We start from the raw sequence: 15,617 nt of genomic DNA on the forward strand, positions 1-15,617 counted from the left end.
AAGAACTGTAAACATCAATTTATTTTAAATGAGAATTACTTCTCCTTTAAAATCTTCTCTGAGGCTCCCTCATCAGTAATTAACCAGGTTTGATGAGGAGCATTGGGCATATAAGCCTTGATTGCTTTAGCCTTGCGACCGCCACAAGCAAATGCAAATATGTGAGGTATTTTATTTAGATTCTCAAACTGCAAGCCAACCTGATGCACGCGGTCAACAATCTTCCCTTCGCCATCGAAGAAACACCCAAAACACTCGGTGACTACTTTTTTTTCACGCAACTCGGACAAACGAACTGAATCGTATCCTCTGCGCCTTGCCATGTCGTGAGCTAGTCCAATTCCGTGAATTACAACATCAGTTTGTGAAATATCTTCAAGGACATCAGTAAATGTAGATTCACGAATTAAAGATTTGTATGCAGCTGATGAAATCTGTTCTGGTAAATATAACGTTTTATATTTACCACCTGTTTCAGCAGCCATTTCTTGAACGATAGTATTACTTTGAATAGCAACATTTTCGCCCAAAGCTCCACGACCCGGTACAAATACCAGTTGTCGATTTTTACTTAAACTTTTAGACAAATTCCTAGTCGATTTTGCAAGAGCTTCACCGCCAAGAACAGTAATAATTGAATGTCCTAACGGCAAAAGAAGATCCAGAGCTGCATTAAGCTCTTCGCCCATTCTCTCATAAACCAAGTCCTGTAAATCGCTGTCACCCGGTACAATAATTGTCCGTTCGATACCAAGTTTACGCGCCAAATCAATTTCTGTTTTGCGAGCGTTAAACAAACGATCTATCAGAGGAGCAGCCTCCTGCAATATCTTTTTGCCCTTTTCTGTCATAAACATGCCAAAACTTTTAATTTCAATCAAACCATGATCACGAAGATATTCAGTTTCTGTTCGCACATTTCTTTCAGAAAGTCTTAGCGACTGAGCCACACTTCTGCGTCCTACTGGTGCATTAAGTGATATTTGCTCAAGAACAAGATATCTTTGTCGAAAAACTTTTAAGATGTCAGGAACGAGAGCTTCAAGCACGGGAAATTCCGAGTACATCAATATCTCTCCTTCTTCTGGGACCAAATTGACCCATCTATTGTCATTAGATGTCCCAGATTGTCTAAAAATATATGAGAAACGTGACTTGACGCTAATCAAGTTACTCATTTCTCAATCGACAACTATAGTATAGCAACACACAAAAAATAATTCAAGTGAAATCAAACCAATTAGAAAGTCTTAATATTTTTGACCAACTCTTATTCTTAAAATATTATACTGTCTTTTCTTTTCGCTAAAGAAAAAACAATTCAATTTTTAGTTTTTTTCTGTTATACTTGTTGTTGTGTCAATTTGGGTCCTTAGTGTAATGGATCGCACGTAAGATTCCGGTTCTTAAAATCTGAGTTCGACTCTCAGGGGACCCATAATTTGAAAAAGAGTACTTGTTGCAATTTTCCAGCAGGTACTCTTTTAGATTTAAGCTAATAAATTTTGTAAAGCCTTGTGGCCGTCATTATTAAGTTGGTCTTTAAGCAAATACGTAAATACTGCTCTCATTGCTGTTTTTTTGTTTGCAGCTTGCTGCCAGATAATAGATTTTTTGCCATCAAGAACAGCAGCCGTTACCTCTTCGCCCCGGTTTGCTGGTAAGCAATGCATAAACTTAACGGACGGATTTTTTGTTTTAGCTAATAACTTATCATTAACCTGATATTTAGGGTAAAAAATCTTCATGTATTCTTCCTTATTAAGCTCTTGCTCATACAGACCATACCAAACATCTGTATATACAAAATCAGCACCTTCCAAAACTTTTTCATCTTCTGATAGTGTAATTGTGCCACCATTTTCTTGAGCAATTTTTTCTGCTTTTTGCAATAATTTTGAAGATAATTGCTTTTCTTTAGGACCATATTGGACAAACTGCATCCCCATTTGAGCACACAAAAATAATGCTGAAACAGTAATTTGGGTTGCATCTCCCACAAAAACCAGCTTCACATCAGATAGTTTTTTCCCTTGAGGCAAAAATTCCTTGATTGTAATTAAATCTCCTAGGGCTTGTGTTGGATGATCATTATCACTCATAAAATTAACTACGGGTGCAGGCGAATTTTGAGCAATTTCAACAATATCCTCATGACTGGCAGTCCTAACCCCGATGATATCAACCAAGTCACCTAGGGCATGACTGGTATCAGCTAAGCCTTCATGACCATTTTCTCCTAGTTGTATTTGACCCGGAGCCAAATACAAGGCATGTCCACCTAGTTCAGTCATGGCTGTTTCAGCTGAACAACGAGTTCTGGTAGAAACCTGATCAAAAATCATTCCCAAACTTTTTCCTTTTAATAACGATGGATAATCTCCATGATTAATAGTTGCTTCAATTTTAATACCGAGTTCAGCTAAATATTGCATCTCGTCTTTTGAAAAGCTACAAGTATCAATAAAGTCTCTTTTAACCAAAAAATTCTCCTTAAAATAACTTCTATTTAGGTTGTTGCGTACCATAATACAGGAAACCGGCTTTTTTTGAAATCAATGGGGGTCGAATATAGAAAGTCTTAATTACTTTTAAAACATTTTAAAGTAAAAGTTGAAGTATAAATTTTAGCACTAAATTCATAATTGATAGTATTTTTCATTTATATCAAGTTCAAAAATGATAGACAAAAAAAGCAGCTTGATAATCAAGCTGCTCAGTAAATAATTTTAATTCGTGTTACCGGCTGTTAATTCTCCCCTTTGAGCAAACTCAACATAAAGCTTATTGCCATATGAGGATAGCCCTTCAATTTCACGTCTAACATTCAAATGATGGGTCTTCTTAAATGTACCATCTTTATCAACTTTGAAGATGTAATCATTAAAGCCAACATAGAATTGACTGTGCTTTTGATCATAAGTGAATCCTTGAACTGGCGAATGATTGCTTACAAAGTTGCCTTTCGTAGCGCCAACTTCAACTGGAGTCCAGGTATCACCACTGCGGGTAACTTTCCAATATTCATAATAACCGTGGCCACCATTATGGAACAGGCAATACATTGTATTGTCACCGGCAAATGTAGCATTATGAATATATCTTGGATTACCGTAATTAGAAATTCTAAAGGTCCAAATTTGATTTATCTTCATATCTGACTTACGTATTTGCAAGATTTCTTCAGAAGCATCTGAATTGCTTGAAGTATTATTATTTGCAATTACGTAAACATATTTAGAAGATGAACCAATAGCCTGACCATGTCCTAGTTTGATATAAGGACTAACTTTAATATGCGATGCATATTTCTTAAAAGTTGACCAGTTTAGGGTTAATAAGTTTTGAGCCTTAAACTTGTTAATGTGTTTTAAGTCATAAGAAACTAAATGACCGTTTTGTGCTTTGCTTGAGTTAAAGACTGCAACAGTGAAGTTCGAGCCATGAACAGTAATTCCTTCAGGAATTACACCTACCTGACCCATTTTGTCGCCAGCCTTGTGGTAGTCAAGACTTACAAACCGAGGCTGGAACAACTTAGTTTTTAACGTTAACCCATTAGCTCTAAAAGTATTGGATCTGGTTTCTGGGGTATAGTGATGAGCCGCATTCCAATTTCTGGATGAAGACTTGGAACTACCTTTCCACGTCGTAACTTCCTTTGGACCCTTTTTAGGAGTTTTATTGGCTGCTGCGATACCTTCGTTCTTATCAGAGCGAACTGTTACAGCAACACTAGCCTTAGCTTTGCCATAACTGTAATTGACAGTTGTTTTTCCTGGTGTGCCCGAATTAATCTTAGATTTGGATACATTAACTTTACTTGCGTCAACAGCTGTTCCGGCACTATCAGTCACATAATTAATCGCATCTTTAGTATTAAAAGAATATCGATTATTTTGTACTAAACTAACTTTGTTAGCTACTGAAATCTTATTTCTGGCAAAAAAGTTTTGGTTAACCCAGCCAACTGTACGACCATCAACAATTATTTTCCAAAACTTGCCCTTTTTAGTATTTATTGACTTTTTAGACTGAATCTGAGCGTGTTTGAAATACTTTGTCGAAGTAAATTTTCCAGATGGTCCTTTCTTTGAAGCATGATGATAAACTGCATAATTGCCATTACCAGCTATCTTAGTGACAGCCTTATGATAACTTTTAGCAGAAATGTATGAATTATTACTCCCAACAAATAAACCAACTGCGGCTATCGTTCCAGCAACCAGCAGCGTGTTTTTAAATCTTTTTTTCATTAAAGCTTACAACCCCTTCTTTTTAATATAATAACAGTTTTGCACTTTTTCAGGCATAAATCAATAATTACCGCCGTTATAAAAATAAATTACTTTTTATTAGATTTTTAAAACCATTTAAGCTAAAATAATAAAATTGTTATCTTAAAATAAGGGAGTAGTTTCATGGGTGAAACACCAAACAATTCTAAAAAGATGATGTGGACAACGCTTGCTACTATGGCTTTTTCTATAGTATGGAGCTTCGGCAACGTTGTTAACGGATTTATATATTTTGATGGTACAAAGGTAATATTCAGCTGGATTGTTATTTTCCTGCTTTTCTTTATTCCTTATGCCTTAATGGTTGGTGAACTAGGATCTGTTTTTAAAGATTCTGAAGGCGGCGTAGCTTCTTGGATTAACGCCACCATTGGACCTAAATGGGCTTATTATGCTGGCTGGACCTTTTGGGCCGTTCACGTAGTTTACATTTCCAGTAAAGGTACAGGTGGCTTGAGAGGCATGGCCTGGGGTATCTTTGGAAATACAAACTGGTATGACAGTCTGCCAACAGCTTGGACACAATTAGCTACACTAGTAGTCTTTTTATTCTTTTGCTGGGTAGCCAGTCGGGGAATTCCAGTAATCAAAACTTTGTCAACAATCGCTGGTACTTCAATGTTCATCATGTCAATTTTATTTATTATCATGATGTTTGCGGCTCCAATGATTAATCCGCACGCTACTTTCAATACTGTAAACTGGAATTGGCAAAACTTTGTGCCAGATTTTAACATTAAGTATTTTACTTCTCTTTCTATTTTGGTATTTGCTGTTGGTGGAGCGGAGAAGATTTCACCATATGTTAATAAACTGAAAAATCCATCAAGAAATTTTCCTAAAGCTATGTTAGGTTTAGCCGGAATGGTGATGATTTCAGCTATTTTGGGCACAATAGCTTTAGCATTAATGTTTGATCCAAAGACCGTTAATGGCAATTTGAATGAATACATTTCAAACGGTCCTTACATTGCCTTTCAAAAATTAGGTGAATATTACGGAGTTGGTGGATTATTCCTCTACATTTATGCCTGGTGCAATGTGATAGGTCAATTTTCCGCATTGGTTATAAGTATTGATGCTCCTCTTAGAATGCTGTTAGGAGGCAAAGAAGCTAAAGACTTCATTCCTAAAAAGCTCTTAAAAGTTAATAAGCATGGTGCCTACATTAATGGTATTTGGATGATTGTTATACTTTCGGGTGGAATTATAGCACTTCAAGCCGTTATGCCTGATGCACAAGCAGTAATGGCGCAATTAGTCAAACTCAATTCGATTGTAATGCCAATGCGTTATCTATGGGTTTTTATTGCATATTTGGCTTTACGAAAACAACATGAAAAGTTCCACAAGGGTTTTGACAACTACCAAATGACCAAGCATCAATGGCTGGCATATATAGCTGGCCTTTGGGGATTGGCAGTTACTATTGCATGCTGTTTAATGGGTATGTACTCATCTGATCCATTTACATTATGTCTAAATATCGCTACCCCTGTAGTATTACTGTTACTTGGTTTGATTATGCCAACTATCAGAAGACATCAAGAAGAAAAATAATAATTAAATAAAATCGCCTTGCTTAAGACGGTTTTTTCTTTACCAAAAATGCTAAACTATAACTAAATAATAAAGGAGATGAGAACTTTGCCTAATTTTCATGATGATGCTGAAAACTTATTGCGTAACCATCACTTAAAAGCAACTAAGCCCCGTTTAAAAATATTAGAATACTTAATGGCACATCATAATCATCCTACTGCAGCTACAATTTTTTCAGCAATTAGTGGTGATGAGCCTACTTATCGTGCTACGGTTTACAATACTCTAAACAAATTAGTTGATACCGGAATTGTAATTGAAATAAAAAATGGTGATGATTCTCTACACTACGATTACTTTGTCAAACCCCACTTCCATATTATCTGTAAAAAGTGTGGCAAAATTGCTGACGTCTATTATCCTGAATTCGATACAATTGAAAACCGCATGAGAACAGAAGCAGAAAAGCAAACTGATTTTATTACATCTTCTAGTCATGTTGAAATATACGGTATCTGTCCAGACTGCCAAAAGAAAGAAAAAAAGAGCTGAGGCTCTTTTTTATTTATGCCTGGAATTAGTCGGGTCACCTTCTCTATTGAGGTATCTTAGGGTTAAATACGCTTGCTTTTTGGAGCCTGAATTACATATTAATTTATTAGTAAATAAGCAAAAAAATAAGAGCTTTTCAGCTCTTATTCAAATTATTTTGTCTAATTAATATTCATACTTACGAGTAATTCAGCTCTTTGAGCTAGATTTACATATAGCTTATTATCGCTAACTGTGATACCCTCGATTTCTCGACCAGTATCAAATGAGTAAGTATCCTTTATTTTACCATTACGGCCGATTTTAAAAATCAAATCATTAAAGGCTAAATAAAAGTTTTTATGCTTGGGATCATAAGTAAAACCCTGGACAGGTGAATTGTTATTAACGAAGTTGCCATCAGTTTTTCCTACTAATTTTGGATACCAGTTATCACCGGTACGAGTAAATTCCCAGTATTCATAACAATTATTTTCAGTATCATGATAAACGGTGTACATATCATAATCAGAAATCATCACGCCATTATGGAAATAGCGGTTAGTCGTGCCGTCATCAATCCACGTTTTGATTGTCCAAATTTTATTAATCTGCAAGTCGCTTTTACGTATTTGAATTAATTCTTCAGAATCATTTGTGTCTTTTAAAGTATTGTCGTTGTTTAAAACATAAATGTATTTGTCACTTGAGCCCATAGCTTGGCCGTGGCCGATTGGAATATATGGACTAACTTTGATATGTTTAACGTAATTGTTAAACTTCTTTTGGGTCATATCAAGTAGGTGCTGTGCATTATATGGACTAGTTAATTTGTTCAAATCGTAACCTACAATATGCCCAGACATCACATCGGTATGACTCAAAAGACTAGTATAGGCCCAACCATCAGAAACGGTTACTCCTTCTGGGATATGGCCGACACGATTAATATTATCATCTGTTGGATCTGCAACACTTAATAAAACTGGTTGATAAAACTTAGTTTTCAGTGTCAAATTACCGCTGGTTAAAGTATGTTTACTATCTTCAGGACTATACTCTGTGGGACTAACATAGTTTAAGGATGAACCATAATGAGTTTTCCAAGCTTGATAATCATTTGTGCCTGGTTGAGCTGGGAAGGAATTAAAAGTATCAGCATTAACAATCCCTTCTTTAGTGCTCTTTCTAACCGTTACTTTAACGGTGGCAGTTGCGTCTCCATATGTATATTTTACTTTATATGTTTTAGGAGTACCACAATTTATACTATCTTTAGAAACAATTACCTGACTATTGTCAATTACGGTTCCCATACTATTTGTAACATATGAAATTGCATCTTTTGTTGAAAAGTCATAAAACTCATTGCGAACCAAAGTAACAGTCTTAGGAACGGCGATTCTGTTTCTGTCAAAGTAATTTTCATTTACATAACCTACTTCACGACCATTGACATAAATACGCCAATAGCGATATTTCTTGGTTTCGATCAGTTGATCCGACTGAATATGACTATATTGAAAATTAATACCGTCGGCTACTTTGGTATTAACTTTGCCGTCTTTAACTTCTTTCCAAACCTTATAGTTTTTATTACCGGCAACTTTTGTCATCATAGCAAAACCAGTAACAACCTGTTTTGGCTTTGGCTTAGGTTTAGTATTATCCTGATCATCTGTGCCGTTTTGATCAGTTTGACCAGACTTATTGGCATCAGTATTATCAGAATTTGCATCAGTTGAGCTATTCGATGATTTATTACTATCATCTTGAACTGGCGGCTGAGTGCTACTGGAATCTGCCGCAACTGATGTAGTTGAAAAACCGGTATAGATCAATAGTCCGGCAACTAGAGTCAGTAAATAGGTTATTGTTTTCTTATAAAGCTTCAAAATATATCCTCCAATATTTAAGTTTACATCTAAATTATATAATAAAAACCTTATTAAAAAGAATACAATTTTAATACACTTTCATTGACAGCAAGTAATGTAAGTGATTTAATTAGCACTGTACTTGATAGAGTGCTAATTATATTTAGGAGGTAGAAAAATGCTTGTACCTACAGTTATTGAACAAACTGCACGTGGCGAACGCGCATATGACATATATTCACGTTTATTGAAAGACAGAATCATCATGCTAAGTGGTGAAATCAACGATGATATGGCAAATTCAATTATTGCACAATTACTATTTCTTGATGCTCAAGACAACACCAAGGATATTTCACTTTACATTAACTCACCAGGTGGTGTAATTACTTCTGGTTTGGCAATCATGGATACCATGAACTTTATTAAATCAGATGTTTCAACCATCGCTATTGGTATGGCAGCCTCTATGGCTTCCATTTTACTTACTAGCGGTGCAAAAGGTAAACGTTTCGCATTACCTAATTCAACGGTTCTAATTCACCAACCTTTAGGTGGTGCTCAAGGTCAGCAAACTGATATTCAAATTGCAGCCAATGAGATTCTAAAGAGCCGTGAAAAGATTAACCGGATTTTACATGAAACTACTGGTCAACCTTTAGAAAAGATTCAAAAGGATACTGAGCGCGATAACTACATGACCGCTCAGCAGGCTAAAGACTATGGTTTAATTGATGAAATCATGGTTAACCAAAAGAAATAAAACTTATCATCAACCAAAAAATTGATGCTCTTTAAGAGTAAAAAAGGAAGTCACTTCAATCTGACTTCCTTTTTGCTTGAATAGATATTTACTTTTATCCTAGAATTTCAACTTACCATACCATCAGTACTTTGGCCACGTGATTGATATTGATCTATAATTCCTAATTTCTTAAAGATCGCCTGTTTATATGCAATCTCTGCATTCCACTCAACTGTTTCTAAAACTTGTGCTGCAGCATGCAAATCTGTTTCAGTAATTAAAACCCCGTGGCTGTTTAATAGAAAAATATTTTCTTTTGCATTATCACCAAGCTTTACCAGTTCATCATGCACTAAATCTGCAAGTTCTTTACTGCAGGCTACTCGGTATGGTAAACATTTAATTTTACCAAGAGGAACATTAAAAGAGGTAATCTCTGTTAAATTAGGCATATCCTGACCCAGTGTTGCCCAAAACATGCTTTTCGGAGCATGAGAATGGTAAACTACTCTAATATCCTTATTTGCTTTATAAGCTCCTATATGCATGTTGATTTCACGGGTTAATCGGCCTTCACCAGCCATTTTTTTGCCTGTTTCCAAATCAATGACTAAAATTTGAGAAGCATTTAGTTTTGAAAACCACGCTTCTGACATAAAAGTAGGAGTCATTAGTAAGTAATCGTGGTTAGCATAATAAGTCTGGTTATCATAAGAGAAAGTTTCATCTGGAGTAATTTTTACGGAAATATTTCCACCAGCGATATTTGTCATCTTCCGATTAAACATTTCACGTGCTACTTCAGCAATATCTTTACGTTCATTTTCAAAAGGAAGTCTTTCCTTAGTTATATTGTAATTCTCTATCATCTAATTATCTCTTTTCTTTACTTCATATTCTTTGCGTTTTTTATAGGCAGCCTGATACTTAATTTCTTTTTGGCGATTATAATTTTCAAAAATTACTGGATCACCATATTTAGCTATAAAAAGACTAAACAAGGTTACGCTGATACAACCCATAATATTTTGGGTCAAAATTGCTTGAATCGTTAAAATGATGTTAATGAATAAAGCAAACGACCACCATATTTTGGTTAGTTTTTTCGTTTTTGGAGTTTTATCTTTCATTTGATTACTCCGTTTTACTTGTTAAAGTTCGTAAAATCTACGTCATTAATATCGTTGATTGTGAAGTTGCCTTTTGTTGCAGGACTCGAAATCTTTTTATGCACATTAGCAAAATCAATGCCGTCTATACTAGAAATACTCCATGATTTATCTTCTTCATTAACCTCAAGATCATCTTGAGTACTTTCTTCATTGTTAACCTGACCATTATTTAGGGCATAACGCTTGCTTGGCAAGGCAATTTTATTTTGATCTTTATAAAGCCAAACAAAAATTAATAACCATACTAAAGCTGCAGCTATTGCCCACCACTTGCCATTAAAGGCTTGGGCAAAAAACAATCTAAAATCTGGTCCTTCAAAAGTTGACCAAGACAGCTGCTGACCAGGATTAACATGAACTGCTCCCGTCGATTTAGCCAAATTGGTAATAACTGGAGCAAAATAAGTTGCTCCGTAAAGGAAAATTGGGGTTGTAATGATACCTAATGTCAGCATTCTCCACAGGTTGGCTCCTGTTAAAAGCAAGGCTGCGACCACAAATGACAGATTTATTATTCCGGCAAACGGTAAAACTGTGTTACCAGGTAAAACCATCGCCATAATTAACATAACTGGTACTAAAATGATTACTGTAACCCATAATTCATTTCTTCCTGCAAGAATTGGCCAATCTAATCCAATGAATACTTGGCGACCTTTGAAGTGCTTCTTCATCATTTCGTTCATAGCATTAGCAATCGGATTTAAGGCTTCCATGAATAATTTTGAAATCATTGGAAACATTGTCATGGCTGCTGCGGCTTCAATGGCAAGTTTCAAAGAACCTGAAACAGAATAGCCTGCTCCAAAACCTAGTAATAAACCAATAATCGCACCCATCACTGAGTTATCGGCGAAAATACCTATCTTCTTTTGAATTGCGTTAGCATCGGCTGGCTTATTCATTATTGGAATAAAGTCTAAAAGTTTATTTAGTGGCATTAATACCACTGCAAACAATGTAACAAAATGAGGAACAGTAACTCCTGGAATTCCCGTCAAATCCTGAATGTGGCGTTGCCACATGTCTCCTGCTTTTAGTTCTAAAACTATTTGAATGCCGGCAACAATAAAGCCATAAAATGCATTATGCGTGAAGTATAAAACAACTACATAAGTGAAAATTTTGTTCCAAACATTCCACATATCTACATTCAAAGTTTTTGTCCAATTAAATGTCAGCATGACAAAATTAATTAGTAGCAAGAACGGAAAGAACAAAAAAGCTGCTTTGTATGACCATGTGATTGCAGCTACACCTGGCCACCCTTGGTCAATAGCATTCAAGCTTAAGTGCAACATCTTAGACATTGCCTTAGCAGCTGGTGATATTGAATCAGTCATGTAGTTAACAACTAAAGTCATTCCGCTAAAAGCAACACCTAGTGTAAGTGAAGCTTTAACCGCTTTGCTCAATTTTAATCTTGCTATGATAGAGATGATGAACATAATCAATGGTACAAAGACCGCTGCTCCTAAGTTAAGAACATAATTGACTACGTTTTTTAATATCTCCATTTAACTCATCTCCTTTCATTATGCCTTACTTTTTAATGACATCATGGCATTGACCAATTCTAGATAAGTTTTGTCACCTTTCGACCCTGTCAAAATATCAACTCCGTTCACTTCCGGAATCCCCTCTTTTTTGCAAATGTCATGAATCTCCGGTGTGGGTTTTGCTAACCAAACATAAATATCATAATTTGGCAAAACACTGGCTAGTTGTTTAAAATCTGTTGCTTCAACCTCTACTCCTTTTACTGAGTGGTCCTCCAAAAAAGACTTTACAGTACCTACAACTGTTTCACTGGTAGCAATACCACTACCGCATGCAACAACAATTTTTAACATAATAAACTCCTTTAAAATCTATTTACTAAAAATTCATAAACTTCTTCTGGCTTAGACAGCTTTTTAAATGATTTAACGAAACTTTCGTCATTCATCAGCTGCATAAATCTTTGTAATAACTTGACTTGTAAATCTTGTTTTTCTTTAACAATTCCTAAAAAGAAAAAATAATTTGTTTCCATATCCTCATTAGTTCCCATTTGCTTCATCTTGATTTGTCCTGCCGTTTTCACAACAGCGATAAACGCCTTTTTGACATTTTCAGGATTAGCATGTGGTAAGGCAATAGGTAAATACTGGGTGTTTAAACCAGTAGGAAATTCTTTTTCTCTTTCTGTTAAAGCTTTAAAATAACTTGATTCAACTACATTGAATTTTTCAAGCTCTTTGGCAATTTTCTGATATAATTCAGTGCAATTGCTTGCATTTAGGTCCCAGAATACGAGATTACGGTCAAATAAATCGGAATAACTACTCATTAAATCCTCCTTTTGTTCAATTGTTCGAACATTTTTGAACTTTCAAATTACAAGTATGATTATAAAACGCTTTCATGCACATTTCAAGTTTTTTATGTAAAAAAATATATTATTTGTTCACAAATGTTCAAATTTATGAACTCAGAATAAAAAATATGTAAAATATATTTCTACGTGCTCAAGCCTTGTAAACGTTATAATTAAAGCTGTTAAGATATATATAATTTATCAGCCATTTTGTTCAAATCTAAAACTATAAAAATCTTTATTATCTTCATATTCATTTTCTTTTGATAATATGATATTTGAATTATTGGGTAAACAGGAGGAGCAAAGTTGAATGTTTCAAAAGCAGATCGGTTACAGCAAATAATCGAAATTTTAGCTAAAAATAAAAGAATAAGTACAAAAGAATTGCAAAAAAAATTAGGAATAAGTATTTCAACCTTAAGAAGAGATCTAATAAGTCTCCAAGCGACAAATACAATTAGTCGAACACACGGTTATGTCAGTTTGCTTGAAAATTCCAACGTAGAAATTGCTTATGCAACTCGAAGAAGTGAAAATGTGGCAGTTAAGAATAAGCTTTGTAAATATGCAGCAGATTTGATTACTAATGGAGCTGCTATATTTTTGGATGGGTCTTCAACCTTAACTTTTTTGCCCAAGTATTTTGCTGGAAAAGAAAATCTGCATATTATTACAAATAATATAAATATTGTCGATGAAGTTACACAATTAAAGAATATTGACATCTCTGTATTGGGAGGACAAATTTCTAATCGCTCTAATTCAATACTAGGTCCAAAAGCAATCTATGATCTTAACAATAATTATCGACCAAATTTAAATTTCATCTCTTGTAGTTCAATTGATGAAAATGGGATATATATGGCCGACGAAAGCCAAACATACATGAAGAGAGCAGCAATTGCAAAATCAGAGAAGACAATATTACTAATTGACCATACAAAGTTTGGAAAAAAAGATTATATTCTTTTATCGGATTTCAATTCAAAAAAAATAAAGACCATTATTACTGATAAAACCCCATCTATTGCTATTGCTAAAAATATAACTAATAGTGGCATAGACCTTATCGTCACTTCAACACAATAAAAGAAACCCATCCGCATGGATGAGTTTCTTTTTTATTTCTGGATGTTTTCTGCTATATCATGAATTTTTTTAAAACGATGATTGACTCCTGATTTTGATATCGGACCGTCCGGGACTTGCTGTGCTATTTCTTTGAGTGAAAGTTCTGGTTCCTCTAATCTTAGTCTAGCCAAACCCTGCAATTTTTCAGGAATATTTTCTAAGCCAATTTTGCGCTCAATTAGTTCTATGTCTTCAACCTGTTTCGCAGCAGCATTTGCCGTCTTTTTTAAATTGGCTGTATCACAATTAACAAGCCGATTGACAGAATTACGCATATCACGCATAATACGCAGGTCTTCAAAAGACAACATTGCATTTAATGCCCCAACAATATGTAAAAAGTCACCAATTTTTTCGGCTTCTTTTAGGTATACAATGTAACCCCGTCGCCTTTTCGTACTTTTAGCATTCAAATTAAAGCGATCATTCATAATCTTAAGTAAATCATCGTTATGATCTTGATAAATAGAATAAATCTCTAAATGGTACCTACTAGTGTTGGGATTATTCACACTACCGCTAGCTAAAAACGCACCCCTAAGGTAGGACATTGCTCCTTCACGTGATTTAATAATTCTGTCTGGAATTCTAGTAATTAAATTTAACGTAGGCGTTAAAATTTCTAAATTATTCAGTATCTCTTTAACGTGATTTTGCAATCGTACCAAGTACTGGTTATTTTTCTTAAGCTTCATTTTTCGTGAAACTATTAGTTGTGGTTCAACTTTATATGCGGTCTTTATTAAAGAAAATATCCGTCTAGCAATTGCAGGGTTTTCAGTAGTAATATCAAGGCTAAACTGATGCTCGTGAAAATTTAAAACACCATTCATACGCAAAAAAGCAGCTAATTCTGCTTTAGCATGTTCAGGATGAATTGGCAATGAGGTCAATTCTTTTTTCACATTACTTGCATAGCTTGCCATTATTTGTTAATCCTTTCTGCGAGTCATTGCGGCATATGCCAAGTTGATGATTTCTTTAGCTACTTTCATGCCATCATGAAAAACCAAGCCACTATGTTGGTCAATAAAATCATCAGTAATCACGCGACAGCCCTGCTCACGTAACCCCTTGAAATCGTTTTTAACAGGCTCAAGGTAGGCATCATAATCTTTAGGATTAAACTTAGACATATCTATTTTGGCACCATTGACCAATGTCGTATTAATATAATGTCCGCCGAGATGGGCATTGATTACTCTAACGTGATCACAATCTGAAAAGTGATCCGTTTCGCCTAGCTGAGTCATGATATTGCAAATATATATTACTTCTGCTTTAGTTTTTTTGACAGCTTCCCCTAAATTAGGAATCATCAGATTAGGCAAAATTGAAGTAAACAAACTCCCCGGGCCCAAGACTACGGCATCAGCATTTTTAATTGCATCTAAAACAGGTAGTACGGCTTCTGGTTCCGACTTGGAGTTTGTATCAGTGACCCACACCCGTTTAATTCTTTTATCCTTATCAGTAATTTCTTTTTCACCAGCTTGAATGGAGCCATCAACAAACTCAGCGTTAAGCGTTAAGGGTTCATTAGAAGCTGGGAAAACATGTCCGTCCACTTTCATCATTTTAGATAAAGACTGGACAGCATCAAAAATATTTCCGTGCATTTCATTCAAAGCAGCAATAATTAAATTGCCAATGGCATGACCAGAGAAAAAGGAATCGGAAGATTCAAAACGATATTGAAAGACGTCTTTTTCTTCTTGGGAAATTTCACTTAACGATACTAAGACATTACGGATATCACCAGGTGGAACAACATTAATAAAGTTGCGAATTGAACCAGAAGACCCACCGTCATCTGATACTGTTACAATTGCTGTAATATCAGCATTTTTCTCTTTTAGTGCATTCAAAACAACAGGTAGACCTGTACCGCCACCAATAACTACAACATGAGGTCTCCTGCTTTTACTGGTATGATTTGCTTTTTCATCAAATGTCATA

The 15,617-nt window shown here is 35.1% G+C and carries 14 protein-coding genes and 1 pseudogene; 4 read left to right on the forward strand and 11 right to left on the reverse strand.

Annotated features, from left to right (window positions below; all coding sequences use genetic code 11):
- Positions 1-35 precede the first annotated feature (35 nt).
- The 3 genes from AAA926_RS03270 to AAA926_RS03280 form a co-directional block, all read right to left on the reverse strand.
- Positions 36-1,067 carry a sugar-binding domain-containing protein gene (locus tag AAA926_RS03270; protein ID WP_265892743.1) on the reverse strand — a complete coding sequence of 344 codons (1,032 nt, stop codon included), beginning with the start codon at positions 1,065-1,067 and terminating at the stop codon, positions 36-38.
- A gap of 423 nt (positions 1,068-1,490) precedes the next feature.
- Positions 1,491-2,483 (reverse strand): ornithine carbamoyltransferase, encoded by a 993-nt coding sequence (argF, locus tag AAA926_RS03275; protein ID WP_338211860.1) that lies wholly within the window; start codon positions 2,481-2,483, stop codon positions 1,491-1,493.
- Positions 2,484-2,729: 246 nt separating this feature from the next.
- On the reverse strand, positions 2,730-4,256 hold the full coding sequence (locus AAA926_RS03280; protein ID WP_265892745.1) for an LBA0864 family S-layer associated protein: 1,527 nt from the start codon (positions 4,254-4,256) through the stop codon (positions 2,730-2,732).
- Between the two features lie 165 nt (positions 4,257-4,421).
- Here AAA926_RS03280 and AAA926_RS03285 point away from each other — a divergent pair, with 165 nt between their 5' ends.
- Positions 4,422-5,858 carry an APC family permease gene (locus tag AAA926_RS03285; protein ID WP_338211861.1) on the forward strand — a complete coding sequence of 479 codons (1,437 nt, stop codon included), beginning with the start codon at positions 4,422-4,424 and terminating at the stop codon, positions 5,856-5,858.
- Between the two features lie 87 nt (positions 5,859-5,945).
- Positions 5,946-6,392, forward strand: coding sequence for a Fur family transcriptional regulator (locus AAA926_RS03290; protein WP_338211862.1), 447 nt, complete (start codon positions 5,946-5,948; stop codon positions 6,390-6,392).
- Positions 6,393-6,553: 161 nt separating this feature from the next.
- Here AAA926_RS03290 and AAA926_RS03295 read toward each other — a convergent pair whose 3' ends face one another.
- Positions 6,554-8,266, reverse strand: a complete 1,713-nt coding sequence (locus AAA926_RS03295) for an SH3-like domain-containing protein (protein ID WP_338211863.1) — start codon at positions 8,264-8,266, stop codon at positions 6,554-6,556.
- Between the two features lie 160 nt (positions 8,267-8,426).
- On the opposite strand from AAA926_RS03295, the gene clpP reads away from it, so the two are divergent.
- Complete coding sequence (clpP, locus tag AAA926_RS03300; protein WP_034977497.1) at positions 8,427-9,011, forward strand: ATP-dependent Clp endopeptidase proteolytic subunit ClpP; 585 nt, start codon at positions 8,427-8,429, stop codon at positions 9,009-9,011.
- 107 nt (positions 9,012-9,118) lie between these two features.
- Here clpP and AAA926_RS03305 read toward each other — a convergent pair whose 3' ends face one another.
- From AAA926_RS03305 to AAA926_RS03325, 5 genes and pseudogenes are all read right to left on the reverse strand, one after another.
- The gene (locus tag AAA926_RS03305; RefSeq protein ID WP_338206615.1) at positions 9,119-9,862 is read right to left on the reverse strand and encodes a class II aldolase/adducin family protein; all 744 of its coding nucleotides are present in this window, start codon (positions 9,860-9,862) and stop codon (positions 9,119-9,121) included.
- Positions 9,863-10,123, reverse strand: coding sequence for a hypothetical protein (locus tag AAA926_RS03310; RefSeq protein ID WP_265892757.1), 261 nt, complete (start codon positions 10,121-10,123; stop codon positions 9,863-9,865).
- A 217-nt stretch (positions 10,124-10,340) separates the two neighbouring features.
- A pseudogene (locus tag AAA926_RS03315) lies at positions 10,341-11,682 on the reverse strand (PTS galactitol transporter subunit IIC); the annotation flags it as partial.
- Positions 11,683-11,700: 18 nt separating this feature from the next.
- Positions 11,701-12,018 (reverse strand): PTS sugar transporter subunit IIB, encoded by a 318-nt coding sequence (locus AAA926_RS03320; protein WP_109586088.1) that lies wholly within the window; start codon positions 12,016-12,018, stop codon positions 11,701-11,703.
- 11 nt (positions 12,019-12,029) lie between these two features.
- Positions 12,030-12,497, reverse strand: a complete 468-nt coding sequence (locus tag AAA926_RS03325) for a PTS sugar transporter subunit IIA (protein ID WP_265892759.1) — start codon at positions 12,495-12,497, stop codon at positions 12,030-12,032.
- Positions 12,498-12,833: 336 nt separating this feature from the next.
- On the opposite strand from AAA926_RS03325, the gene AAA926_RS03330 reads away from it, so the two are divergent.
- On the forward strand, positions 12,834-13,616 hold the full coding sequence (locus AAA926_RS03330) for a DeoR/GlpR family DNA-binding transcription regulator (RefSeq protein WP_265892760.1): 783 nt from the start codon (positions 12,834-12,836) through the stop codon (positions 13,614-13,616).
- A 32-nt stretch (positions 13,617-13,648) separates the two neighbouring features.
- On the opposite strand, the gene whiA is transcribed toward AAA926_RS03330, so the two are convergent.
- Both whiA and mgfK read right to left on the reverse strand, forming a co-directional pair.
- Positions 13,649-14,584 carry a DNA-binding protein WhiA gene (gene whiA / locus AAA926_RS03335; protein WP_338206619.1) on the reverse strand — a complete coding sequence of 312 codons (936 nt, stop codon included), beginning with the start codon at positions 14,582-14,584 and terminating at the stop codon, positions 13,649-13,651.
- A 6-nt stretch (positions 14,585-14,590) separates the two neighbouring features.
- Positions 14,591-15,616, reverse strand: coding sequence for a gluconeogenesis morphogenetic factor MgfK (gene mgfK, locus AAA926_RS03340; protein ID WP_265892762.1), 1,026 nt, complete (start codon positions 15,614-15,616; stop codon positions 14,591-14,593).
- Between the last annotated feature and the right edge of the window lies 1 nt (position 15,617).

The organism is Lactobacillus juensis, assembly GCF_036246285.1.
GTDB lineage: Bacteria > Bacillota > Bacilli > Lactobacillales > Lactobacillaceae > Lactobacillus > Lactobacillus juensis.